Annotated in this window: 18 protein-coding genes and 4 pseudogenes; 18 read left to right on the top strand and 4 right to left on the bottom strand. The window is 68.1% G+C overall.

Annotated elements, in window-relative coordinates; all coding sequences use genetic code 11:
* Positions 1–392 precede the first annotated feature (392 nt).
* The 5 genes from DS843_RS20520 to DS843_RS20500 all read left to right on the top strand — a co-directional run bounded on the left by DS843_RS20520 (position 393) and on the right by DS843_RS20500 (position 6,884).
* The gene (locus DS843_RS20520; protein WP_149470698.1) at positions 393–1,331 is read left to right on the top strand and encodes a replication protein RepA; all 939 of its coding nucleotides are present in this window, start codon (positions 393–395) and stop codon (positions 1,329–1,331) included.
* A 104-nt stretch (positions 1,332–1,435) separates the two neighbouring features.
* A complete protein-coding gene (gene gmhB / locus DS843_RS20515) occupies positions 1,436–1,975 on the top strand; it encodes an HAD family hydrolase (RefSeq protein ID WP_149470697.1) in 540 nt (179 codons plus the stop codon).
* Between the two features lie 196 nt (positions 1,976–2,171).
* Entirely contained in the window at positions 2,172–2,531 is a 360-nt protein-coding gene (locus tag DS843_RS20510) for a hypothetical protein (protein ID WP_149470696.1), read from the top strand.
* Positions 2,532–2,598: 67 nt separating this feature from the next.
* On the top strand, positions 2,599–5,223 hold the full coding sequence (locus tag DS843_RS20505; RefSeq protein WP_149470695.1) for a glycosyltransferase family protein: 2,625 nt from the start codon (positions 2,599–2,601) through the stop codon (positions 5,221–5,223).
* An 83-nt stretch (positions 5,224–5,306) separates the two neighbouring features.
* The gene (locus tag DS843_RS20500) at positions 5,307–6,884 is read left to right on the top strand and encodes a class I SAM-dependent methyltransferase (protein WP_149470694.1); all 1,578 of its coding nucleotides are present in this window, start codon (positions 5,307–5,309) and stop codon (positions 6,882–6,884) included.
* Between the two features lie 185 nt (positions 6,885–7,069).
* On the opposite strand, the gene DS843_RS20495 is transcribed toward DS843_RS20500, so the two are convergent.
* Positions 7,070–8,053 carry an SDR family NAD(P)-dependent oxidoreductase gene (locus DS843_RS20495; RefSeq protein ID WP_149470693.1) on the bottom strand — a complete coding sequence of 328 codons (984 nt, stop codon included), beginning with the start codon at positions 8,051–8,053 and terminating at the stop codon, positions 7,070–7,072.
* Positions 8,054–8,439: 386 nt separating this feature from the next.
* On the opposite strand from DS843_RS20495, the gene DS843_RS20490 reads away from it, so the two are divergent.
* The 6 genes and pseudogenes from DS843_RS20490 to DS843_RS20465 all read left to right on the top strand — a co-directional run bounded on the left by DS843_RS20490 (position 8,440) and on the right by DS843_RS20465 (position 14,336).
* Complete coding sequence (locus tag DS843_RS20490; protein ID WP_149470692.1) at positions 8,440–8,865, top strand: hypothetical protein; 426 nt, start codon at positions 8,440–8,442, stop codon at positions 8,863–8,865.
* Positions 8,865–9,152, top strand: coding sequence for a hypothetical protein (locus tag DS843_RS20485; RefSeq protein ID WP_149470691.1), 288 nt, complete (start codon positions 8,865–8,867; stop codon positions 9,150–9,152). The genes DS843_RS20490 and DS843_RS20485 overlap by 1 nt, the downstream gene beginning before the upstream one ends.
* 7 nt (positions 9,153–9,159) lie before the next feature.
* Positions 9,160–10,571, top strand: a pseudogene (locus DS843_RS20480) (IS3 family transposase); the annotation flags it as partial.
* A 320-nt stretch (positions 10,572–10,891) separates the two neighbouring features.
* Entirely contained in the window at positions 10,892–11,896 is a 1,005-nt protein-coding gene (locus tag DS843_RS20475; protein ID WP_149470690.1) for a Mu transposase C-terminal domain-containing protein, read from the top strand.
* Entirely contained in the window at positions 11,893–12,825 is a 933-nt protein-coding gene (locus DS843_RS20470; RefSeq protein WP_208852282.1) for a TniB family NTP-binding protein, read from the top strand. The genes DS843_RS20475 and DS843_RS20470 overlap by 4 nt, the downstream gene beginning before the upstream one ends.
* A 2-nt stretch (positions 12,826–12,827) precedes the next feature.
* A complete protein-coding gene (locus DS843_RS20465) occupies positions 12,828–14,336 on the top strand; it encodes a TniQ family protein (RefSeq protein ID WP_167525381.1) in 1,509 nt (502 codons plus the stop codon).
* Here the strand turns inward: DS843_RS20465 and DS843_RS31840 are convergent.
* Positions 14,266–14,952: pseudogene (locus DS843_RS31840) on the bottom strand (recombinase family protein); the annotation flags it as partial. The gene DS843_RS20465 and the pseudogene DS843_RS31840 overlap by 71 nt on opposite strands.
* 485 nt (positions 14,953–15,437) lie before the next feature.
* On the bottom strand, positions 15,438–16,337 hold the full coding sequence (locus DS843_RS31835) for a hypothetical protein (RefSeq protein ID WP_286192217.1): 900 nt from the start codon (positions 16,335–16,337) through the stop codon (positions 15,438–15,440).
* On the opposite strand from DS843_RS31835, the pseudogene DS843_RS32065 reads away from it, so the two are divergent.
* The 3 genes and pseudogenes from DS843_RS32065 to DS843_RS31825 all read left to right on the top strand — a co-directional run.
* Positions 16,308–16,382 (top strand): annotated as a pseudogene (locus DS843_RS32065) (hypothetical protein); the annotation flags it as partial. The gene DS843_RS31835 and the pseudogene DS843_RS32065 overlap by 30 nt on opposite strands.
* A 250-nt stretch (positions 16,383–16,632) precedes the next feature.
* Positions 16,633–17,388, top strand: a pseudogene (locus DS843_RS31830) (TniB family NTP-binding protein); the annotation flags it as partial.
* A complete protein-coding gene (locus tag DS843_RS31825; protein ID WP_286192215.1) occupies positions 17,385–18,392 on the top strand; it encodes a TniQ family protein in 1,008 nt (335 codons plus the stop codon). The pseudogene DS843_RS31830 and the gene DS843_RS31825, both read left to right, overlap by 4 nt.
* 3 nt (positions 18,393–18,395) lie before the next feature.
* Here DS843_RS31825 and DS843_RS20450 read toward each other — a convergent pair whose 3' ends face one another.
* Positions 18,396–19,340 carry a recombinase family protein gene (locus DS843_RS20450; RefSeq protein ID WP_149470686.1) on the bottom strand — a complete coding sequence of 315 codons (945 nt, stop codon included), beginning with the start codon at positions 19,338–19,340 and terminating at the stop codon, positions 18,396–18,398.
* Between the two features lie 1,017 nt (positions 19,341–20,357).
* On the opposite strand from DS843_RS20450, the gene DS843_RS20445 reads away from it, so the two are divergent.
* The 4 genes from DS843_RS20445 to DS843_RS20440 all read left to right on the top strand — a co-directional run.
* A complete protein-coding gene (locus DS843_RS20445; RefSeq protein WP_149470685.1) occupies positions 20,358–21,719 on the top strand; it encodes a hypothetical protein in 1,362 nt (453 codons plus the stop codon).
* A 328-nt stretch (positions 21,720–22,047) separates the two neighbouring features.
* Complete coding sequence (locus DS843_RS31820) at positions 22,048–22,179, top strand: hypothetical protein (protein WP_286192214.1); 132 nt, start codon at positions 22,048–22,050, stop codon at positions 22,177–22,179.
* 42 nt (positions 22,180–22,221) lie between these two features.
* A complete protein-coding gene (locus tag DS843_RS31815; protein ID WP_286192213.1) occupies positions 22,222–22,350 on the top strand; it encodes a hypothetical protein in 129 nt (42 codons plus the stop codon).
* Between the two features lie 588 nt (positions 22,351–22,938).
* Positions 22,939–25,539, top strand: a 2,601-nt coding sequence (locus tag DS843_RS20440) for a DUF4347 domain-containing protein (protein WP_149470684.1), incomplete at its 3' end; no start/stop codon positions are given.

The following is a 25,539-nucleotide window of genomic DNA, read 5'->3' as shown; positions in this document are numbered from 1 at the left end:
GGGTTTGGAGTCTTGTCGCGCCCCCTTCCCGACTCGCCCTGGTCCACCCGGCCCCCCGGGGCATGGCTGGCGCTCCCGGCACCCAAATCGCCGAGTCGCAAACCGAATCGCTCCGGAAAGCGATTCGGAAACGTAGAACTGGAGTTTTGTCGCGTCGATCCAAGCTTCCACAGGATGAACGGGTTATCCCCTGGAATGTTGTCGCGCGATTCCTGGACTCTTGTCGCGCGACTCGCGATTCTCTACTGGAGTCTTGTCGCTCAAACTAATAGGTGAATCTAGTAACCTTACTAATAGTCTGCGCGACAAGATTCCAAATTGCGGGTGTCAACCTGCCGTGTTATGGATCGGACCATAAGTGGACCCGGAACAAACGGCGAGAACAGCGTGCTATGGGCCAGTTGCATCGCCTGATCAGCCAAGTGGGCCGTGAGCAGGCCAAAGCACTCCAGACCGACCCTGATCAGCGGTCGCTGATCGACATCGCGGCCGCGGTACTGGAGGAGGAACGCCAGGACCTTGGCATTACCTATTCAGGCTTTGCCTTGACCGCGCTTCCGCATCGACGCCTTCCCGACGACCAGCCCTGGGAAAGGCGCGGCCATCGGATTCGTTTGCTGATCGAGCCGGGCCGACTGCCTGTTCGTGGCGGCGGCTTCAAACTCTATGGCGTTCCCTATGGCAGCCGGGCACGCATGATCCTGCTTTATCTGCAGACCCGTGCCCTTCAGACCGACAGCCGGGAGGTCGAGCTGGGCCGCAGCATGCACGACTGGCTCGACCGCATGGGCCTGTCGGTCGGCGGCCAGACCTACCGCGACATCCGGGAGCAGGCGTCGCGCATCGCCGCCTGCAACCTGACCTTCGCCTGGGAAGACGCCAACAGCCTGGGCTTCGAGAAGGATTCGATCGTCAAGGGCGGCATTCATTTCTCGTCGGAACACAATTCCCCGCAAGGCACTCTGTGGGAAGACCGTGTCCTGCTTTCCGAAGCGTTCTTCCGCGAGCTGAAAGCCCATCCGGTTCCGATCTGGGAACCGGCGCTGCGCCACATCCAGAACAACAGCACCAGCATCGATATCTACATCTGGCTGGCCTACCGGCTGCACAGCCTGAACAAGTCCACGACCATCACTTGGCCCGCGGTGTTCGAACAGTTCGGGGCTGGCTACGCGCGCCTGCGCGACTTCCGGAAGCGCTTCATCGAAGCGCTTCAGCTCGCGCTTGCCGTCTATCCGGAAGCGCGGGTCGACGTGGAGGATCACGGGCTGCTCCTGCATCCCTCCCCTCCCCCGATTCCCGAGCGGAAGATGACCCAGTTCATGCGCTGAGCCGGGCCTCCCTCCGCGCCCGGGGACACGCGACAAGACTCCAAACGCCGCCGCGCAACGCGTCGCGACAACACTCCAAACCCCGCACCCGATCAGGGGACGTCATGGCTTGCAAGGCCCTGCTGCTGGACCGCGACGGGGTTGTGAACGTCGACCACGGCTATGTCGGTGACATCGGCCGCTTCACGTTCATGGACGGCATCGTCACCCTGACGCGGCACGCGGTGGACCGCGGTTTCCGGGTCGCCGTCATCACCAACCAGTCCGGCATCGCGCGAGGCTACTTCACCGAAGCCGCGTTCCTGGAACTGAGCGACTGGATGCGGGGAATGTTCCTGGCCCAGGGTGTGGAACTCGCCGGGGTTTTCCACTGCCCCTACCACCGCAGCGGCACGGTCGGGCGCTACGCCCGCGACAGCTTCTGGCGCAAGCCCAACCCCGGCATGATCCTGGAAGCGGCCCGGAGGCTGGACCTCGACCTGTCCCGATCGGTGTTTCTGGGCGACCAAACGACCGACATGGCCGCCGCGCAAGCCGCGGGCGTCCCCCGGCGGATCATGCTGGCGGAAGCCGGCGCGGCCCCGGAAAGCGCGGCGACGCTGACCATCCGGCACCTCGCGGACCTGATCCCCCACCTGGCCTGACGGCCATGCCGGGAAACCGGCGAACCGCTCAGGACAGGCGAAAACGGGCAGGCGTGTTCAAGCGCTCGGAAGGCTCGCTCTTCCATAGCCGGCGCGACAATCATACAGCCTGCGCGTGGATATAAATGATTCGTTAGTCAACTTATGGGTATCTGCGCGCATCACCAAGGTATGCAACGAGCCGAGCCGGTCTCTTATGTCCCAGATCATGCCGAGCGCCATTTCCATACCCACCCGTCACGACGCGCCGAGTGCTCCGGACTTCCTCTCGAGTGTCTTGCGGTGGATCGAGGAGGACAGTCTGACGGTCGCCTGCCAGCAGGCATCCGCACGCCTCGCCACCGGGCTCGACATCCAGGACGAAGACCGCGACGCCCTGATGCTTCTGTTGAACGCCGTCGCCACAGCCCTGTCGGCTCCCAAGCGAACGACCGATCAGGCGGAATGGAGCTTCGACGATCGGGCTTTCCAGGCCTTTGCCGACATGATCGACGTCCTTCGGATACAGGATCAGCAGATCGCCGAAGTCATGGCCATCGCCAACGAAGTCGTCTGACCGGTTCCTATCCTTGCGTGCAGGCCGATGCGCCTGCCCCTTTCTTGCCCAGCAGCGGAATACACGAATGGCGCGCGTTCTCGTCTTCGCAATCGATTGGCTGCCCGATGACGGCGACATTGGAACCGGGGGCGGCCTGCGCTCCCGCCAGATCGCGGACATGCTGCGCGGGGCCGGGCACGAGACCGTCGTGGCCGTTCCCGCCGCCAGCAAGATGGTGACGCTGCTGCGGCGCCAGGAACCGGCCCGGCTCGACGGCGTCCTTCTGTATGACGCCAGGAACCAGTCCGGCCTGATCCGCCGGGTTCGTCCGGACGCGATCGTCTGGCAGTGGCCGACCACCCGCGCGGTTCCGATGACCGGCTGCGGGGACGTCGTGCAGATTTGCGACCTGAACGGCTTGCAGGACCACGAGATCGCCCATGGCATCCCGGGCCTTCTGCCGTTTGCGGAAGGCAAGGTGATCGCCGCCACGGCGGGGGCGGATCTCGCCCTCACCGGCTCGGAGGAGCAGAACGGCTACTGGATCGCCAAGTTCGGGTCCAGGCTGGGCGGCACGCCCACCGCCGTCGTTCCCTATTGCACCCCGCGTCCGCTGGTGCCGAACGATGACTCCGGCGCGGAATCGCCCAAGCGCCTGTGTCTGGCCGGGACCATCTATCCCTGGAACTCCTCCCTGGCCTATCTGGACGGGATCGTCGCCTGGGCGGAGCGGCGCGGCGACGTGCGCATCGACATCGTGGGGACGATCGATCCGGCAAGCCGCGACCACATCGCCGTGCGCGCCCAGTTGGAACGGCTCCGCCACTCGCCGCAGGTCTCCCTCTCCTTCGGGCGCAGCGTGGGGGAACTGTTCCGCAGGCTCGGCGCGGGAGGCTTCGCGCTCGACGTCTACCCGGACACGACCGAGCGGCGGATGGCGGTTCCCATCCGCACCGTCAACGCGCTCGCCTGTGGTCTCCCGATTCTCGGCAACCTGCCGACCGTGCTGAACCGTCGGCTCGTGGAGGCCGGCTGCGGCCTGATCCTGCCGCAGGGCGGGGCGACCGACGACGGGATGCCGGACCTGGAACGCGCGCTCGACGCCGCCGTGGATCTCGACCCGGACCGCTACACCGCCATGCGCGCCGCCGCGCGCCGCATGGCCGAGGATGGGCCGTTCCAATGGGAGGCCGCGGCCGACCGGCTGGGCGACGGTCTGGACCGCGCGCTCGCGCGGCTGAAGCGGAAGATCGCCTGGACACCGGGCCGGCTGTCCGACCGGAAGGTTTCCGACCGGGAGGTTTCCGGGCCGGCATCCGGCGATGCTCCCCGCCATGTCCTCGTTCTGTCCGACGAACCGGAAAACCTGCGGGAACTGCGGCTGCATGCGCCGTTCGGCGAGCTGTACCGGCGGGGCGATATCGGCGGCTACAGCGTCTGGTCGCGCGACCGCATGGTGATGAGCACCCTGAACGACCCGGACCGGACACCGGTGGACGCGATCTGGCTGCAGCGCCGTCCGTCCTCCGCCACCGTCCTGGCGCTGCATGTGCTGGGAAAACCCTTCGCTCTGGACCTCGACGACCATCTCCTGGTGTCGCCCACCTACCGGGAGTCCTTCCCGCCGGAGCACATGCAGATGGGCCGGTTGCTGGTGCGCCAGTGCGCCGTCCTGTCCTGCTCCACCGCCCGTCTGGCCACCCAGCTTGGCTACTACGCCGCCACGGATGTGGTGACCAAGTCCGTCGTCACCCCGAACCTGGCTCTGGGTCCCGCCGTTCCGCGGCCGTCCGGTCCGCCGGGCGCGGTGGTCTGGGTGTCGAGCGATATGCCGGCGCTCACCGTCTCCACCGCACCGGTCCTGAAGGCCCTTCGGGATTTCTGCCTCGCCTTCGACCTCACGCTCGTCTGTGTCGGCCACACGCCCCCCGTGCTGATCACCGAAAGCGGCGTGCGCGTCCGCAGGCTGCCGATGCAGCGTTATGCGGATTATCTCCGGCTGCTGTCCTCCCTGGCCCCGGCCATCCTGTTCTGCCCGCTGGAAACCCACGCCGATCCGGCTACCCAGGACTTCTTCGACGGCAAGAGCGACATCAAGATGCTGGAGTGCCTGGCGACCGGCCTGGTCGGCGCCTTCAGCGCCGCGGCGCCCTTCGCCGACAGCACCCTGCGGGCCGGTGCGCTGTGCGACAACACGTACCAGTCCTGGTACGACGGCCTGTGCATGGCGCGCGAGACGCTCATCGCGGGAAGCGAGGAGCCGGTGATCCCGGACGACCGCCAGATCGGGCGCCGGGGGGTGGCTCCCTGGCTGGACGCGCTGCGGGCGGCGCGGCTGGACGCCCCCTTCCACCTGCGCGCGCTGAAGGACGCCTATGCCTTCGTCTTCAACCGCATGACCCGGCGGATGCTGAGTCCGGACGAGTTCAACGAGGCCGCCTATCTGGAGATCAACGGAGACGTGGATCAGGCTTTGCGCGACGGCGTCTTCGAGAATGCCTATGAGCATTACAGGCTGCGCGGCTTCTTCGAGAAGCGCGGCCATGGCGGTGTCCAGCAGATGGCCGACGGGCTTCAGATGTTCACCAACCTGATCGGCAGCCTGAACGACCTGCGCACCACGGCGAACAACCGCGCGCCGCAAATCGAGCATCTGAAGGCGGCCCGCGCCGTCCGCGCGGCCGCTCTCGCCCGGCGAGGCGAGCGGTGATCGCTTGGTCCGATCCCAGCCGGAGCCGCCGTCATGCCTGTCCGGTCTGCGGGAAGAACGGGGATCATCCGGAGGTGCTGACGGTGACCGAGACGCACAGGACCCATGTCCTGCTGCGTTGCGGGGTCTGCACGGCGCATTTCTACGAGGACCGTACGCCGCCGTCCTACGAGGACGATCCGTCCGACGACTACACCGCCTATTACGCCGAGCAGGGCGCGGATGTCTGGGGCATGACCGACACCCTGTCGCGGCTGCGGGCGCACCGTCCGGCCAGCCTGCTGGACGTGGGCTGCGGCTTCGGCTTCACCGTGGACATGGCGGCCCGCTGTTTCGGCTGGCGGGCGGTGGGGGTCGACCCCTGCGGGCTGGCCCAGTCCGGGGCGAAGCTGCTCGACGCGCCGATCGTCACCCGCTACCTGGACCGCGACAGCGGCATCGGAGAACCGTTCGACCTCGTCCACTCCTCGGAAGTGATCGAGCACATCGACGATCCCTACGGCTTCATCGGCATCCTGCGCCATCATCTGGCGCCCGGCGGCATCGTGGTGCTGAAGACGCCGAACGCGGAGGCCGTCACGCCGTCCTTCGCTCCGGGGATGCTCCGGGCCTTGTTGGCCCCGGGCTCCCACCTCATCCTCTACACGCCCCTGTCGATCCGGCGCGCGCTGCGCAAGGCCGGCTTCGACCATGTCGTGGTGGAGGCCAACGGATCGTGCCTGACCGCCTTCGCGTCGGACGCGCCGATCACCCTGTCCTCCTCGGGCGGCGAGGGCGGGCATGCGTCCGTCTACGCCCGTTATCTCGAAGAGCGCATGCGCGTGTCGCCGCCGGGCGGGCCGGTGTGGAACGGCGCCGCGGCGCGGCTCTTCCGGCATCGCACCTTGAACGGCCGGTTCCTGGAGGCGCTCGAACTCTACGGCACGCTGGCCAGGACCTACGAGGAGAGCTTCGGGATCGACCTGCTGCGGCCCCGGCGGATTCCCATCGCGTCCTGCGACCCCACCGGCGGGCCGGGCCGGGCACGGCGTGCGCCGTACAATCTCGCCTCGGTCCTGTTCACGCGGGGGCTGCTGGCGCGGTGCCTGCCGGCGCAGGACCCGCTGGAAACCCTGGCCTTCCTGCGGGTGGCGGAACGGCTGGCGGTGGAGATGGGAGGCGCTCTGCAGGCTGGCGGGCTGTTCGACGGGGATTTGGAAAACACCGCCCTCCAGGCCCGGTGCGAGGCCGTCGACGCGCTCTGGCCGATCGACCCCGACGCCGCCATCGGGGCGTTGGTGTCTCTGGGGCGGCCGACGGGCAGCCGTTTCGACGGCCAGACGGTCGTTCCGCCGGTCCTGCGCCTGCACAAGGCCGCCCCGCTGTTCGTGCGGCTGGTCCATGACGGCGACTACCGGCTGGCCGTCCATCTGTTCGACCTTTTCGAGGATCAGGAGCTGGTGGAGCGGTCCCTGCCGAAGGACGGCACCCTGTTGCATCTGGCCTTCTGCCTGGCGATCCTCGACCTGAACGTCTATGCCCGACGGGACCGCGTCCTGGACCGGCTGCGGTGGCTGCAACGTCTGGCCGAACAGCTCAAGCAGGTGCCTGAGCATGCGGAGAACGCCCGCCACATGATGTCGGTCGCCACCGAACACATGGCTATGATCGCCGCCTCCTGACCAGTCCCCCGGCCTGGATCGCGTCTATCGCGCTCCGTGATGGTCTCTCATACCGACGGCACCTGAAGGCGCCGTCGGTATGACCCTTTCGATCAACGCTAAAGCGTTGATCTGACGGGTTTCACGGTTGGACAATGATGGCAGTGATCATTTTCCAACCGTATCAGATGGCGGGCCCGGCCGGGTCAGGGAATATTATGATAGTCTTTGTACCAAGCGGCGAAGCGGGGGATGCCGACGGCGATCGGCGTGGTCGGCTGGAAGCCGAGGTCGCGGTGGGACGCCTCGATGTCGGCGTAAGTGGCGGGCACGTCGCCAGGCTGCAGAGGCTCCATCCTCTTGTCGGCGCTACGGCCGAGCGCCTGCTCCAGCACGGCGATGAAGTCGAGCAGCCGTTCGGAGTTGTTGTTGCCCAGGTTGTAAACGCGGTGGCGCACGCCGTTGGCGTCCGGTCCCGCCGGCCGGTCGAGCGCCGCCAGAATGCCGGCAACGATGTCGTCGATGTAGGTGAAGTCGCGCTGCATCTCGCCCGCGTTGAAGACACGGATCGGCTGGCCGGCCATGATCGCGTCGGCGAACAGGAAGGCCGCCATGTCCGGTCGTCCCCACGGGCCGTACACGGTGAAGAAGCGCAGCCCGGTCGAGGGGAAGCCGTACAGGTGGCTGTATGCGTGGCTCATCAACTCGTCCGCCTTCTTGGTGGCGGCGTAGAGGGACACCGGGCTGTCGACGCGATCCTCCACCGAGAAGGGCAGCGCCTTGTTGCCGCCGTACACCGAGGAGGAGGAGGCGTAGACGAAGTTCCCGAGCTTCGGCAGGTTGCGCGCCATCTCCAGCATGCAGAGATGGCCCAGCACGTTCGCCTCGATGTAGGCGTACGGGTTCTCCAGCGAGTAGCGGACGCCCGCCTGAGCGGCGAGATGGACGATTCCGGTCACGTCGGCCAGTTCGGGCCGCAGGGCCTCCATGGCGGCACGGTCGGCGATGTCGGCCCGGACGAAGCGGAAGGCCGGGTTGGCGGTCAGGCGGGCCAGCCGGGCTTCCTTGAGCGCCACCGTGTAATAGCTGTTCAGGTTGTCGATGCCGAGCACGGTCTCGCCGCGGGCCATCAGGGCCTCGGCCACGTGATAGCCGATGAAACCGGCGGCGCCGGTGACCACAATCGTCATATCGCTCAGCTCCAGTGGGGCGGACCGGCGCCGTTATGCCTCAGGGCTTCGGTGGCCGCCAGTCCGAAGTGTGAGCCTCCTCCGCTCCCCCGTCGCCTGCGGGAGGCGCCGGAGCCCCACGCAGGACGTTGCGCCCGGCCAGCCGCTCGGTGCGGACGGGGCCGTAGCTCACACATGACGGATCGCCATCAGGATTGTCACTCCGGCTTTATGGGTGGACTCGGGGATGAGGATTTCTGCGCATGGATTCCGGCCTTTGGGCGGACACTCCGGCTTCAGGACCGAACTTTCCGGCTTCATGGGCGGACAAAACGGCAGCGGTTTTGTTGAGCGGATAGCCGCCGCGTGACGGGACCCTCCTCAGCGCTACGGCCGGGGAGGCGGCCATGGCCAAACGCGACAAGCTCGATGTCACGGACGCGGAATGGGAGGAGGCTCGGCGCCGGGAGCCCGTGGTGCGTCGCTTGGCGTCCCTGGATCGCCTGAGCCTGCCCGCCCTGCGGGAGGCTTGCGCGCAGCTCCATCTTGGAAGGACCCGCGTCCGGGAACTGGTCGCCGCCTATCGGGCGGCCCCGGTGACCAGCGCGCTGGTCCGTCCGCAACGCGGCCAGCCCTCCGGGACCAAGCGCCTGCCCGCACCGATCGAGGCGGTTATCGAGGCCGCCATCCGCGACGTCTGGCGGACGCGCCAGAAGCCATCGGTGAGCGCGCTGGTCCGCCACATCGCCCACGACTGCCGCGCCCAGAGCCTGCGCCCACCCTCCTGGGACGCCATCAGGCCCGTCTCGACCGGCTGGACGCCCGAGCGGTGATGACCGACCGCGAAGGCTACCGCAAGGCGGCGGCGCGTTTCCGGCCCGTGACGTCACCTTACACCGCGGAGTGGGCGCTGCAGGTCGTGCAGGTCGACCACACGCTGGTCGATGTCTTCGTCCTCGATGACCGGCACCGCCTTCCCATCCAAAGGCCCTGGCTCACCCTGGCCATCGACATCGCCAGCCGCATGGTCGCCGGTTTTCACCTGACGCTGGAGGCCCCTCTGTGCCAACGTCGGGTGAGACAGGCGCCTCCTGAACTGATCGGTAGAGGGCGCTGTTGAGGACCTGATGAGCATGAAGACCCCGTCGCACTCCGCCGCCCCCCTTTCGCCCCCGGACCCGGAGGTGAGCGAGCGGCCGCAACGCCGGACGTTCAGCGTCGCCGACAAGCTGCGCATCCTGGAGAAGATCGAGCGCGCCCGCCCCGGTGATGTCGGCGCCATTCTGCGCCGCGAAGGGCTGTACTCGTCCAACGTCGGGCGATGGCGCCGGCAGCGCGATGCCGGACAACTGCACGGCCTTACTCCGGCCAAGCCGGGGCCGAAGAGTGCGCCGGCCAATCCCCACAAGAGCGACCTGGAGCGCCTGCAACGCGAGAACGCGCGCCTGCGCGACCAGCTCACGCGCGCCGAGGCGGTCATCGATCTCCAAAAAAAAGTCGCTCAATTGCTGGAGATCCCGCTCGGCTCGACCGACCGCGGCGAGAGCAGGTGATGGCCGCCATTGAACAGGCGGCCCCGGCGGTGGACGTCGCCACCGCCTGCCGGGCGCTCGGCGTGCCGCGCGCCAGCTTCTATCGCCACCGCGAGCGCCAGCGTCGCGTCAGGCCGCCGTGTCCGCCACCGCGGCGCCCCTCACCGCCGCGCACGTTGAGCGCGCCGGAACGCCGCCAGGTGCTCGACCTGCTGCATGGCGAGCGCTTCGTCGATGCCGCTCCGGCCCAGGTCTACGCCACGCTGCTCGACGAAGGGCAGTATCTGTGCTCGGTGCGCACCATGTACCGCCTGCTCGCCGCCAACGACGAGGTGCGCGAGCGCCGCCAGCAGCGCCGGCATCCGGCCTATGCCAAGCCCGAGTTTCTGGCCACCGGGCCCGGCCAGGTATGGAGTTGGGACATCACCAAGCTGAAGGGGCCGGTCAAGGGCACCTGGCTGTGTCTGTACGTCATCCTCGACATCTTCAGCCGCGCCGTGGTCGGCTGGACGGTGGCCTACCGCGAGAGCGCGGCTTTGGCCGAGCGGCTGATCCGGCAGACCGTGCGCAAACATGGCGTCGCCCGCGACCGGCTGACGCTGCACGCCGACCGTGGTGCGGCGATGAAGGCGAAAGCGGTGGTCGAGTTGCTGGCCGACTTCGGCGTGACGCGCAGTCACAGCCGGCCGCAGCAGTCCAACGACAATCCCTTTTCCGAGGCGCAGTTCAGGACGCTCAAGTACCACCGCGACTTCCCCGAGCGCTTCGGCTCGATCCAGGATGCCCGGGCGTTCTGCCGCGCCTTCTTCGCCTGGTACAACACCGGGCACCGCCACTCCGGGCTGGCGCTGATGACGCCGCACCAGGTGCATTACGGCGACACCCGGGCGATCCGGGCCGCCCGCCAGACGGTGCTCGATGAGGGGCACCGCCGCCATCCCGACCGCTTCGTGCGCAAGCCGCCCGAAGCCCCGGCGCCGCCCACGGCGGTGTGGATCAACCCGCCGGCCCTGCCGCTGGACGGCGCATGCACCATTCGACCATCCCGATGTTCGGTTGAAGAGCGGCCATCCCGCCGTCCCGGCCTGCCTACCACCCCGCCGGCGCGTGAGGAAACGGGCAAGGTCCTTCCCGAGGGCCCCCGCCCACGGGGTGGGACGGAAGGGCCTTGTGCGGCCCGAGCGCGCCGGCACGCTGGAAGCAGACGGACGGCCGCCACTCTCGGCAACAGCGCCGCGGTCCAGCCTGAACCCGGAGCTACGATAACCTGACCGGCTGTCTCATTCGCGTTGACACGTACCGGGCCCCCTCGTCGGCGTCGGTGGCCTTGGCTCTTCACCATGCCGTCGCCCCCAAGGAGGCGTGGCTGGCGGCGCGCGACATCACCGCTCCCTGGCCGGTGTCCGGTCTTCCCGATGCCCTGCACCTTGATAATGCCAAGGAATTCCGCGCCCAGGCCCTCAAGCGCGGCGCCGAGGAGCACGGCATTGACCTTCTCCACCGCCCGGTTCGCACGCCGCATTACGGCGGCCACATCGAACGGCTGATCGGCACAATGATGGGCGAGGCTCATCTGCTGCCGGGCACCACCTTTGCCAACGTGGCCGAACGCGGCAACTACGATCCCGAACGGCACGCGGCGCTGACGCTGGCAGAGCTGGAGAAATGGCTGGCGATCCAGATCGTCGGGCCCTATCATGCCGGCGTGCACGACGGCATCGGCCTGCCGCCGTCGGCCGCCTGGACCGGTGCCCTCGCCCGCCGCCCCGAAGCGGTGCGGGTTCCCTCCGACCTCGACGGCTTTCTGGTCGACCTGCTGCCCTGCCAGGAGCGGATGGTTCGGCGCGATGGCATCCGGCTGTTCAACATCCACTACTGGGACGACGTGCTGAGCGTGTGGGCTGGGCGGGTGGAGACGCGCCTGCCCGTGCGTTTCGATCCGCGCGACCTGTCGCGCATCTGGCTGGAGGCGCCCGACGGAACCCGTTGGCCGATCCGCTATCGCGATCTCGCCCGGCCTCCCATCAGCCTGTGGGAGCACCGAGAGGCTCAGCGCCGACTCCGCGAACAGGGTCGGGCCGCGGTCGACGAACAGCTGATTTTCGACGCGGTGGAAGCCCAACGCGCCCTGGTGGCCGAAGCCGCGGCACAGACGAAACGGGCGCGGCGGGCGGCACAGCGGGTTGCGCATCTTACGGACGCCGAGGACCTGCCGTGCCCGCCGCCCATCGCGACCGATCGTCCGCAGACGCTTCCCGAACCGGCCGGGGACGGCGCGGTCGGGCCGGCCCCGATTCCTCTGCTGCCCTACGCCGTGGAGGACTGGTCGTGACCGAGGACTTCGCCCACCTGCACCCCACCTACCGGGCTCTCGCCACCTTGCCCGCCGAAGACCGCATCGCCCGGGTGCGCGCCGACCGCTGGATCCAGTACCCGACCGCCGACGCCGCCTTGGCCCGGCTTGCCGACGTGATGAGCTATCCGCCGCGCGACCGCATGCCCTGCCTGCTCCTGTACGGCGACACGGGCATGGGCAAGACCATGATCGTCCGCTGCTTCACGCGGGCGCACCCCTCCTCCTTCGATCGGACATCCGGCATGACGACCATGCCGGTCGTGGCCTTCCAGATGCCGCCGGAGCCCGATGAGGCGGACTTCTACGGCGAGCTTTTCGCCGCGTTGGGAGCGCCGCAACGGGTGGGCAGCCGTCCCGCCGCCAAGCAAATCCGCGATCTGTGCCGCCACCTGCTGCGCACCATGGGCACGCGCCTGCTGATCATCGACGAGGTGCACACCATGCTGGCCGGGACCTACCGGCAGCAGCGCATCTTCCTGAACACCATCCGCTTCCTGGCCAACGATTTGCGCATCCCGCTGGTCTGCGCCGGGACCGATCTCGCGCGCCAAGCGCTGCTCACCGACCCGCAACTCGCCGAGCGGTTCGACGCGTTCCATTTGCCGCGATGGCGCGATGGAGAACCGCTTCGGTTGCTGCTGGCCAGCCTGTCCGCGGTCTTGCCGTTGCGCAAGGCGTCCCAGCTGGACAACGCCGCCGTGCGCAAACGCGTCTTGGAGCTGACCGACGGGGTCACGGTGCGGATCTGCCGCTTGATCGAAACGGTGGCGGTCGATGCGATCCGGTCCGGTCGGGAGCAACTGGACCTGTCGTCGTTCATCAGCGACGATCTGGTGTTGCCGCTCGTCGCCATGACGATGAAAAGCCTGGCCCGGCCGCCCCGCACACGGGCGGGCACGGGATGAGAATGGTTCAGACCTTTCCCATAGCCCCTCGTCCGATAGCTGGTGAGCTGCTGTCCTCCTGGCGTGCGCGGATCGCCTGTCGCTATGGCTTGGAGGGCTGGGAATTGACCCCGGCCGTTCTGTTCGGCCGACACTCCGAAGGCGCGTATCAACGCGATATTGATTGGGCTCCCTCCGCGGAGGACATCCGGTTCCTGGCCGCATCGAGCCGTCTGGACCGTGAAACCGTGGCGGCCATGGCCCTGTCCCAACGTGGATGGCCACGCCCCTGGGCGTGTTGGGAACGGGCTCCGGACGACACGACGGCCTGGGGGCCTTACGGACGGGTCGAGGTGGCTTGGTGTCCGGCGTGCCTGCGGCATGATCGGCAAGCCGCACGGGACGCGTGGCTTCGACGCGACTGGGCCATCGCCGCCCGGGGGCTGTGCGCCACCCATGGGCTGCCTTTGGAACAGCGCTGTCATTTTTGTGACGGCTGGCAGCCGCAACGGTGGGTGACGCTCGCCGACTCCGCCGTTCTGCTGTGCGGGCATTGCGGTCGATTCCTCGATGAGGCTGTCGGCGATGAGGACAGAGGCGGCGGGTTGACGCGACCGTGTGCCCTCGATGACTGGGCAAACTTGCGAGCGTTCGAAGAGCATCTCGCGGCGGTCCTCGACGGCCACGAACCCGACGATTGCTGGGCCGGCCGCTCAAGCCGGCACGCCTTTCTCGACCTTGTCGAGGATTTGGCCCGGTTGCTCTGCCACTTGAACATGGCCAATGGGGATGATTGGGCTCTCATCAACCGGATCGTGCAGCCGCCATGGCCCACCAGATGGCAGGACCGGCTGCGGTGCTCCTCCGCCTATCCGCTGGCGACGGTCCCGGTTTGGTGGCGCCGGGCCTTGTTGTCGGCCGTGGCCCGTCTGCTGACCGAAAGCGCGTCGGAGCGCGGCTACGGCTTTTCCTGGCTGGAGGATGTGTTGCCGCCCCGTCCTTTGAGCATCGGCATGCTCTATACCGAGTTGGACGATGTGGGCCGCCGCATGCTGGTTGACCGCAGCAGCCGATGGCCGGCGCGCCCGCAGGCCGCCGCGCTCACGGCCGTTCGGACCGTTCAGGAGGAGGCTGCCGCCATCGCTCGGAAGACGCTGCTGGATTGGCAAGCCGCCGCCCATCGGCGACAGGAACGCGAGAGGAAAGCCGCACTCGCCGCCCAACGCCGGGAGCGGCAGCGTCTGCTTCGGATCTTGAACACCCTGTTTCGGGAGGCCCGCCGCGGACCGGTTCAAGGCAACCTTGCCAACCGAGTGATCGGCCGCGCACCCTTGTCCCTCGCCGAAACCGGGGTTCCCGGTTTTGGTTTGCGCTCAGCCTCCGTCTACCGGCGGATGGCCGAAGACATTCTTCGCGGTCCGGTTTGGCAAGCCTCGCGCCGGCTCGAGGCCAAGGACCGGATCAAGCTTCTGGGACGCTTGGCGCGTCAGGCCCTGAACGACGAGCCCGCTTCCCATCGGTCACCGGAATGAACAGTCCGAACCGCTCGGCGCGGTCGAGCAACGCTTTGACCGAAGACGCCGACCAGGTCGTGCCACGGCGCGGCGTGCGGATGTGCATCTCCTCCAAGCGCGCGGCGATCGCGCGCAGGCTGATGGTCGGGTCGGCCCCCTTGATGCCGGCGATGACCAACAGGAGGTCGTCCTTGGGCGGCTTGCGCGGTGCCGGGGCGATCAGGTCCGGCTCGGCCAAGCCTTCCGCGACAAGGCGGTGGACCGCCCGCGACAGCCGGTCGGCGGTCCAGGGCTGGTCGGGCGAGCCGAGCCGGCCGAGTGCCCTGGCTACCTTGCCCCAGGAGTTCCCCGGGCGCAGGGCACGCACCTTGGGCAGCCACGCGTCCATGGTGGCCAGGAGGTCGGCCACATACTGCCGGTCGCGGATGGCGGAGAGCTGGGCGATGGCCTCGGGATCGCGGCGCTTGAGGGCGGGATTGCCTCCCACCCGTCCGCGCGCCTTGGCGGCCCGCAAGCCGGCCTTGGTGCGCTCGCGGATCAGCGCGCGCTCCAGCTCGGCCGCGGCGCCCAGCACCTGGAGGGCGAACTTGCCCTGCGGTGTGGAGGTGTCGATCGGGTCGCGCAGCGACTTGAAGTGGGCGCCGACCGTGTCGCCGTAGAGTCGTTGATGCGAAAAGTGGGTGAGGAATTCTGCGGTGGTTAAGCCCTTTCCTCAGAGCGGTTCATGCGAAAAGCAGAGCTATTCTGGTGAAAAGCCGAGAGTGGATCGGGTGAAACGTGCAGAACCATCCACGCGGGGACCAGCCGCTGACGGGTGTGCCGGACGAGATCTGGGAGATCGCCCGAGAGCGTGAACGCGTGATCCGGCGGCTGGTCCTGGAGCCACCCGCCTACGGTGCCCGCAGCGAAGTGATGGCCGCAGCAGCGGCCGAACTGGGGCTCAGTCCCCACCATCTCTATCGGCTGCTCAAAGCCTACGAAGCCGATCCCCGAACCCGGTCACTGGTGCCGAAGACGCCGGGTCCACAGGTTGGCGCCCGCCGGCTCGCTCTACGCGTCGAAACGATCATCGAGGAGGAGATCCAGACCCGCTACATGGATCTGCTCAAGCCGAAGAAATCACTGCTGATGAAGGGCATCCACGCCCGGTGCGCCGCCGAAGGGCTGGGCAGGCCGGCCCGTGAGACCGTCGAAGCCCGCTTGGCGGTCATCAGCAAGCGGGAGCAGACCAAGCGGCGCCACGGCCCCAAGAAGGCGCGCGAGGACTTCAACCCGATCCGTGGATCGCTGGAAGCCGAACGTGCCTTGGAGATCGTCCAGATCGACCATACCCCGACCGACGTGATGGGGGTGGAGCCCGACACGCTGGAGGTCATCGGGCGCCCGTTCATCACCCTGGCGATGGACATCCGAACCCGGATGTACTGCGGCTTCTACCTGACCTTCGATCCGCCCAGCGTGTCCAGTGTGGCGGCCTGCGTCGCCCACGCGGTGATGGACAAGAGCGACTGGCTGTCGGCGCGCGGTCTTCCGGCCAAATGGCCGGTCGCGGGCCTGTGCGAGGTCATCCACGTCGACAACGGCAAGGAGTTCCACTCCAAGGCCTTCACACGGGCCTGCGAGGATTACGGCATCGAGGTGCGGTACCGGCCGCCGGGAACGCCGCACATGGGCGGCCACGTCGAACGGCGCATCGGCCATCTCATGCAGGAGTTGCACCTCTTGCCCGGCACCACCTTCTCCACCATCAAGGAGCGGGGCATCTACGATCCGGCCGGCAACGCCTGCCTCACCATTGCCGAGATCGAGTGGCTGATAGCCAGCATCATCCTGGAGCATCACGCCAGCTTCCACGAAGGCATCGGCACGGCACCGCTCGCCAAATGGACCGCCGACACGGAGGGGCGGACTTTCCGCACCCCGGCCGACCTGCGGACGTTCCACCGTGACTTCCTGCCGTTCGAGGATCGGAAGGTCCAGCAGGACGGCATCCACCTCTTCAACGTCCTCTACTGGCATGAGGCGCTGACGCCCTTCCTTCACAACAACGCGTGGGTGACGGTCCACTACGATCCGGCCAACCTGTCCAAGGTCTTCGTCCGGGGCGTGTCGGGGGAGTACCTGGAGGTGCCCTACCGGAACCTGCGCCGTCCGGCCATCTCCAAGTGGGAGCTGAAGGCGGCCACCCGCGCGCTGCGCCGGCAGGGACGAGCCGGCGTCGACGAGGCGATGATCTTCGAGATGGTGCTGGCGCGGCGCAAGCTGGTCGACGAGGCCCGCGGCGCCCGACCGGGATCGGGACCCGCGCTGCCGTTATGTGCTGGATGTCATGACGGAACAGCTCGAGCGACCGAGAGGCTCGATCAAGCTCAACCTGCTGGTCTGGGGCGAGTCCGGACAGGGCAAGACCACCATCGTCCGCAAGCACCTGCGGGACCATCCTCCCATGTCCGAGCGCACGGCGGGCGTACGGCGGACACCGGTCATCGGCATCGAGATGCCGCCGCTGTGCGACATCAAATGGTTCTACACGGACCTGTTGCGGGCCATCGATGCCCCGCCCCGGACCGGCCGATCGGACCTGCCGCTCATGGCGGAGCGGATCATTCATCTCTACCGCCTGATGGACGTCCGACAGATCGTCATCGACGAATCCCACAACATGCTGATGGGGACGGTCCGTCAGCAGCGGACCATGCTGGCGGTCATCCGCCATCTGTCCAACACGTTGGAAATTCCTCTCGTGCTGTTCGGCACCCAGGACGCCCGCGAGGCGTTGCTGCACGACCGCCAGCTCGCCCGCCGGTTCCGGTTCATCGACCTGCCGACCTGGGCGCCGGGCGAGGAATTCGACGCGCTGGTCGGCGGGGTGTTGCGCTCCCTGCCGCTGCGCCGGCCCTCGGTACTGACGGCACGGGCGGTCAAGGCGTTGGCGGCGCACAGCCAGGGGGTGACCGCCAGCGTGTTCGAGACGCTGGTCGACCTCGGCGTGCGCGCGATCCAGTCGGAGGAGGAACGGATCACCGCCACCGCCGTGATCGGGCACACAACGCTTCCTGCCATCGCATGACCGCTCCCCCCAGCGGTCCCTTCACGGCCGTCCGCTCTTGGCCGGTCGTTCCGCCGCTCCGACCCGGCGAGTGCCTGTCGAGTTGGCTGGCCCGGATTGGCCGGGAATATGGTCTGGCCGGCGAGCAGCTATTTGGGAGCGACGGTCCCGCGGCGACGGAGACCGGCGTGGCTCTCGACGAGGCCCCGCCAGACGAACTGGTCGCGTGGCTGGCGCGCAAGACCGGGCAAGCGCCGCGCCGCATCCGGGCGATGACCCTGTCGGGCCATGTGCCGTTCCTGCTCGACGGCGTAACGCCGCCCGCCGCGTGCTTGGTCGCCTACGTCGCCGGCACGCGGTTGATCACCAGGCCCGACGAACCGATCGTCAGAACGAAGACGCTGCCATGGATCGACCGGACCTGGATGGGCCAATGGGCGTGCCGTGCCTGTCTGGAGGCGGATGAGGCGCCGTACCGGCGTCTGTCCTGGCACCTGCCATGGACGCTGACCTGCCCCGTCCACAAGATCTTCCTGATGCGCGCCCTGGTGCTTCCGGGCCGCACCTGGAGTGTCATCGAGGAGCGGCCGTTCGAGCGCGCGACCCCGGAGGCCGATTTGCTGCGGCTGGATCGCACCACGCATCAGGCGGTCACGCGCGGCATCGCCGAGACGCCGGCCGGCCGGATCGCCGGCGGGACGTGGGTTCGGCTGTTGCGGGCTGTGATCGAGGAACTGGCCTCCGTCGTGCCCGATGGCTCGCCGCGTGGTGCGGGGATCGCCGAACTGTGGGCCGATGTGGGCGTGACCCCGCCCACGGCCAGGGAGCGGGCCTGCCCCTACGAAGCGTTGCCGCCCCGGTTCAAGCTCCGCCGCATGCGGGCTGCGGCGCTGGTGCTGGAACGGGCCCGATCGGTTCTGACCGACTGGATGGACGGGAACGCGCTGCCCTGGCTCGACCCCGAAGCCGATGCTGTGCGCCGCGGTCTCACCACGCAAGGGGCCGGATTGATGTGGCCGGCGTAACCGCTACGGCACCGCGGGGCTGTCCTCCTGGTCGAGCAAGCCCTGTTCGCGGGCGCGGTCGAGCAGTGCCTTGACGCTCGACGGCGCCCAGGTCCGCGCCCCGGTTTTGGTGAGAACGCCTTGGCGTTCCAACTGCCGGCCGATGCGGGTGAGGGTCGGCTTTTCGCCGGCGGCGGCGTTGTGGATGGTCGCGACCAGTTCCACCAAGCGCTTGTCCTGCGCGATTGCCTTTTTGGCGCGGCGTGGTGCGGCCTTGAGCAGATCGGGTTCGGCCAGGCCGTCGGCAACCAGGCGGCGGACGGCACGGATCAGCGCGTCGCGCGTCCAGGGCGCCGGGTTGTCGCCGGGGCGCTTCTTAACGGCGGTGTTGAGGACGTCGACGACACGGTCCCAGGGCTGGGCCGGCCGCAGGCGGCGCACGACGGGAAGGAACTCGCCGGCGCCAGCGGCCACCCGCTCGCTCCGGCGGTCGTCCCGCGCCCGGGCGACCCGCCGGCGGGTGAGCGGGTCTTTGGCGACCAGGCCGGGGTTGCCCGGCTGCTTGCCAACCGCCTTGGCCGCCCGCACACCGGCCTTGGTGCGCTCGCGGATCAGGGAGCGCTCGAACTCAGCCACCGCGCCGAGAATCTGCAGGGTGAACTTGCCCTGCGGGCTGCCGGTGTCGATGGGATCGCCGAGAGACTTGAAGGCCACCCCCTTGCGCTCCAGTGTGTCGATGACCGCCAGCAGGTGGGCGAGCGAGCGGGCCAGACGGTCGATGCGCACGACGACCAGCGTGTCGCCCTTCTTCACCCGGGTCAGCACGGCCTTGAGTTGCGGGCGCTCGCGGTCGGCGCCCGAGGCGTTCTCGCGAAAAATCTCGGTGCAGCCGACTTTCCTCAGATCGAGGATCTGCGCCTCGGTCGACTGGTCCTCGGTGGAAACGCGCGCGTAGCCGATGAGCGCCATGGGGCCTGCCTTTTCCTGTCCATGCGGCGCATCCGGCCCAGAGTTCGGTCATCAAGCCGGACCACCGCGCAAGCCGTACCGCCACCCCCTTTCATTTTCAAGCTCTGCGCAGAGCATCAACCGGGCGGTTAAAAACCAGCGGAAAAAATTTGGCCGCCCACACCCCTGTCCAGGAACGACCGGAACCCAGCCCATGGCGAGGGGCAGCAGGGGGGTGATGGCGCCGTCGAAAGCACCGGAAACTGGGGTCCGCTTGGTTGCCGCAGAGAGAGAGCCGGCATTGATGAAACAGGTTGAGCCCAAGAGAGGCAAAGGAGCTCTGACTTGTCGTCTGATCAACCCGCAGCTTTTCGCATCATTAGCCCAGCAAAACAGGACTGGTGATGACAGGAAGCGGCTGAAACGCTGCTTTTCAACTGATTAACCCAGCAACGTCACCCAAGCCGGGAAAAAAGACCTCCGGACACCCCTTTGTAAAGTTATGGAGAATGAGAGTAAACGACCGTTTCGGAGCGCGCCAATTTCTTTACAGCGACCGCGCGGGCGGCCGTCCCATGATCGGAAGCGCCCCGGAGGAGATCTGCGACATGGATCAGGGCGCCGGATCGCGGACTGCAAAACCGGGCTGCGGACATGTGCGGAATGGCCCGGCGATCCGGCTGGGATCGAGCGTCATGGCGCGCCTGGAGCGGCCGACCTCGGTGTCGGCGGTCCGGTTCTAAACCGATCCACTCTCTTCTAAACGGATCTGGTCTGCAAAACGCCGGCCGGGACAGGTCGGAAGCCGCGGAAAGCCGGCTTCTAAACTGATCCACCCGACAACGACAGACAGCGGAGCTATCAGCCGGCACGACGGACCGTGGCAAGCGTGCGGAGTTCATCGTCCGTCCAATCCCATTTTGAGCGGTTAAATGTTGAACAATGCCTTCCAACCCACCGGACCGCCGGCTAACCTGGAACGGAGCGGAAGCGGCGCCGACCGACTGCCGAAGGCTTTGGATCTGCGGAAAGGTGACGATGACGGAGCCTCCCTCGGCACCCCCCCGGCGACACCCGGATACCCCCGCGAGCACCCCTGCGGCTGGCGGCAGCGGTCACCGCTGGATCGACGACATCGACGCCCTGCTTGCGGGCGGCGGCGAGGATGATTCCAATGACCGCCCGCCCGCCGCCGCGGTGGACGGCCTTGCCAGCCTTATCGGCAGCGCCGTTCTGACGGCGGCCTGCGCGGCCACAGCCGCGGTCACCCGGCTCGACGAGCGGTTGGCGGCCGCGCCGCCGCACCGGCGCCGGGGCTGGCACGAGCGTTGGTTGTTGCGCTCCGCCGTCGCCTCGATGGCGCTCGACGGACGCGGTGTCGATGAGGACGACCTGCGGCTCGACGGCATCGACGCGCTGCCCCGCGGCACCGACGAGGATCTGCGGATGGCGCGGGAAACTCTGAGCCTCAGCCGGCGCGCGGCGCGACGGACCGCCACGAAGAACCTGTACGCGGCACCCCGCCTGATGGCGCTGCTGCGCCCGCCCGCCACGGTGGTCGAGCGCCGCCTGTGGAACCGCCGCGCCCAGGTCGAGGCCGCCATCGAGGCCGGTTCCGACGAGCGCTTCCTGGAGGTCATCGGACAGCCGGTCGACCGCGCGTTGGCCCGCCGGCGGCTGGAGGACGCGCTGGACCCGGCCGCTCTGCGCGTCTTCGCGGCGATGCCGCCGGTGCTTGGCGCGGTGATGCTCCTCGCCCATTGGCACGCCACCGCGGCACCGTCCCTGGGAGCGGCCCCCGGTCGCATCCTCGCCGACATCTGGCTGCGCCACGCCGGCCTGACGCGCGCCGCCATCGGCGGCATCGCCATGGGGTTCGGGCGGGGGGTGCGGCAAGACTACGCCCCCCGCCGCACGGAAGCCTGGGCCGTAGCCGGCCTCGCCGCCGTCCGGCGTTCCGCCGAGGCCGGGCTGGCGCTGCTGCACCGTCTGGAAAGCACCGAACGCGCCGTGCTGGAGCACGACGTCCACGCAATCGAACAGGCTTTGGAAAAGGGAGAGCGCACCCGCGCCGGACGCCGGGACCGCGTCTTCGAAGACCTCTTGCGGGTTCTCGTGGAACGCCCGGCGGCGAGCCTTCCGCAGATCCAGGCGGTGTTGGGCACCACCCGTCCGCACTATCAACGGCGCCCGGTGGGGGAGGCGGCGGATACGGCGGCCGATCCCGATCGGTGGGCCGAAGACCCCGAGCCGCCCCCGCCGCCCCGCAAGCGCGCCGGTGAAGAGGTGGTGCGCCGGCACATCACCACTCTGGAGAGGCGGGGCCAAATCATCCAGATGCGCCACCGCGAGGATGGGAAGCGGGCGGTCATGCGGATCTACCGCTTGGCCGGTTGCTGACCGGTGACGGTGGAGGTGCGCATCGGCGCTCGGCTCCGGCCGGGAGAAACAGGGACCGTGAGCGGGGCAACACGCCGATCCGCCGTTCGCTGCCGAGGCGAGGCATCACGTCCTGATCTCCCGATCTCGAGCAGGAGCATACCGGCTCACCTCATCGGTTTCCCAAGTGTCATTTGATTGGAATACCCAGCAATCTGGAAATCGATCAGTAAGGATGGGAAGTCATCCGTGCGGCCGTAATTTTTCGGCATCGCCGGTTTGCGGCCTTTGCTCTTCTGGTATTTGGTATACCACGATACCTTCTCTTCAGCAGACGACGGAGAGAGCAATGACCACCCTCACCTTCTCGAACACCGAAACCACCGCCTCGCAGGGCCGCCCGGCCATCCGTGACTTCCTGGTGTCGTGGTTCCGGGCCACCCCGGCCTTCCTCATCTTCCAGGCCCTGACCACCCGCTGAGCCTCGGCTCACCCCCTTCCCCGCACATGACGGAGACTGACAATGGCCTACGCGAACCTCTCTGATTTCCGTGCCCGCAACGACAACCGTTCCTCGGGCGGCTTCCTCAAGGGCTTCGTTGCCTTCATGAACGCCTGGATCGAAAAGTCCCGCCTTTTCGCCGTCATCTGATCACGGATCAGCACGGACGACATCCAGTTGCCGGGTTGGCCTGTCGCCAACCACACCGACAAGAGCGCCGCCCGCCCGGACGGCGCTTTGTCGTTTTTGGGACTCCTGTCGCCTCAGCGCGGGTCCCGCGGAAGCACCAAACTCTCCTGGCCCCGGGACCGCTGTGCTTCGGCCGCTCCGAAGCGGGTGACGCCATCCGCTCATCTCATCATGACGCCATCACCCGGAATTTCGCGCCGCCTCCCCGAACAGGGAGTTGGGGCATCCGTGTCAGCGCCGTCCGTGCGTCCGCCTCCCGGAATGCGCCGTGGCGCTATCGATTGCGCCTGCCCTTCTCCTCAAGGAGGTTCAGGAGCAACCAAAGGATTTAAGTTCAGATGGAGTTGATTGCCTAAAGAATTCCTCCGGTTGGCATGCATATCAATAGAACTGGCGCTTATTATGAGGACTAGGAGTTATTCCTTATTAGGCAGTTGCAGGAATATGCCCCGTAAAATCATGTCATAGGAAGTCGCACGCTTTGCCGTATACGCGGGCGGGGCGCTTGGGCATCCCAACGATCACAACAAAATTTACGGAGAGTCTCCCTTGAACGAAGTCATCATCGCGGACGCTGGGCTTGAGGATCTCGACGGGCTGCTCAGCCACCGCCGTCCCGACGTTCAGGTTACGCTCGTCTCCGCCACCGACGATGGCCATGCCGTGCTGGCCGCCGCTCTCGCCGCGCGTCCGTCCGTCCTGCATGTGGTCGCCCATGGCGAGCCGGGACGGGTCCTGCTGGGTGCCCGGCCGCTGGACGCACGGTCGCTGCTCGACCGCTCCTGGCCGGACGCGCGCGGCACCGAAATCCACATCCACGCCTGCCACGCCGGTGCGGGCGAGGCGGGCCGTCTGCTCCTCGACCGGCTGGCCGCCGCCACGGGTGCCGCGGTCGCGGCCTCCTCGGGTCCCGTCGGTCCGGCGGCGCGGGGCGCCTCCTGGAAACTCGACGTGCGCACCGCGCCCGTGTTCACCCCCTCCCCCTTCGCCGGTGTCGAGGGCGCCGGGGCCCGGGGCTGGGCCCATGAGCTGGCCGTGACCGGCACGCCGACCGACGGCAACGACACCCTGACCAGCGATGACGCCGCCGACCTCGTGAACGGCGGGGCCGGCAACGACATCCTGATCGGCAACGGCGGCAACGACACGCTGGTCGGCGGCGTCGGCCACGACACCATGGACGGCGGGGCCGGGGCCGACGTGTTCGACGGCGGCGACGGATTCGACGTCGTCACCTACGAGAACGCCACCTCCGGCATGACCATCGACATCGGCAACCCGGCGAACAGCACGGGCGACGCCGCGGGCGACAGCTTCACCGGCATCGAGCGCTGGATCGGCTCCAACTACAACGACAGCATGGTGGCCGGAAACGACCCCGTGTGGTTCTGGGGCCATGCGGGCGACGACGTGCAGATCGGCAGCGCCGGCAACGACACGCTGGAGAGCGGCGACGGCAACGACACCATCTACGCCGGGGCCGGCGACGACCAGATCTACAGCCGCGCCGACAACGACGTGCTCTATGGCGAAGCCGGCAACGATCTGATCCACGGCGGCTGGGGCAACGACCTGCTCGACGGCGGGGCCGGCAACGACACCCTGTTCGGCGAAGGCGATGCCGACACCATCAACGGCGGCGACGGCGACGACAGCCTGGACGGCGGCCAGGGCAACGACCTGATGAACGGCGGTGCCGGCAACGACACGCTGACCGGCGGCATCGGCCACGACACCATGGAGGGCGGCGCCGGGGCCGACGTGTTCGACGGCGGCGACGGCTTCGACGAGGTGACCTACGCGAACTCGACCGCGGGCGTCGTTCTGGATCTGCGCAACCCGGGGAACAGCACGGGCGACGCCGCCGGTGACAGCTTCTCCAACATCGAGCGCTGGATCGGCAGCGAGTTCGACGACCGCATGGTCGCCAACGACGACGGCGTCTGGTTCTGGGGCCATGGCGGCAACGATGTCGAGATCGGCGGCGCCGGCAACGACACGATGGAAAGCGGCACCGGAAACGACACGATCTACGGCGGCGGCGGCGACGACCGGGCCTTCGGGCGGGCCGACGACGACATGCTGTACGGCGAGGCCGGCAACGATCTTCTGGCCGGCGGCGGCGGCAACGACCTGCTCGACGGCGGCACCGGCAACGACACGCTGATCGGCGACTGGGGCGTCGACACGATGATCGGCGGCGACGGCGACGACGTCTTCTACAGCGGCACCCACGATCCCCTGCCGGAGGCCGACATCATCCAGGGCGGGGCCGGCAACGACACCTTCATCATCGCCGCGCAGAGCGACGCGGGCACGGTGTCCTACGACGGCGGCGCCGGCACCGACACGCTGCGCATCAGTTCCGACAACGTGACCGATCCGGAGGGCAAGGTCACCACGGCGACGCCGCAGATCGACATCTCCGGCATGACGCTGACCAGCGTGGAGAACCTGGATCTGGTCGGCGGCGTCCGCCACACGGTGACGATGACCGCCGCCCAGGCCAACGGCTTCGCCAGCATCACCGGCGCCACCGGCGGCGACGTCTTCACCATCGCCGGGACGGCGATGTCGGGTGCGGTCACCGCCGGCAACGGCAGCCAGCTCACCGCCGGGCAGGTGCAGGCCGAGACGGTGAACGGCGTCACCTTCCTGCGCATCGGCACCGACGCCACGGCGGGCGCCGACGTGACCCTGCGCTTCGCCGGCGGCTTCTCGGCGGACCAGTTCCAGGTCAGCGGCAGCGGCATCACCCTGACCGGAACTCCCGCGACCCAACCCCCGACCACGACGCCCCCGACCACGGAACCGCCGACCACCACCCCGCCGGTGGACAACCGCCCCTCCACCGCCATGCAGCGCATCGTGGACGGCGTGACGGAGGACGTGAAGGCCTTCGCCTACGAAGGGCCGGTCTCCACCCTGCAATGGACCTTCCTGGGCGACGCCCGCAGCGAGGTGCTGGGCGGGTCGGACGGCAACGACTTCCTGAACCTGCTGGGTGGTGACGATGCCGCGGCGGGCGGGTCGGGCGACGACGTGCTGGACGGCGGGTCGGGCTCCAACTGGCTGATCGGCGGGTCGGGCAAGGACACCTTCTTCGTCGATGGCCGCGGCACCGAGGTCACCTGGTCCACCGTCACCGAC

Source organism: Roseomonas genomospecies 6, from assembly GCF_008365375.1.
Classification (GTDB): domain Bacteria; phylum Pseudomonadota; class Alphaproteobacteria; order Azospirillales; family Azospirillaceae; genus Azospirillum.
This window is presented reverse-complemented; position numbering and strand designations above follow the sequence as displayed.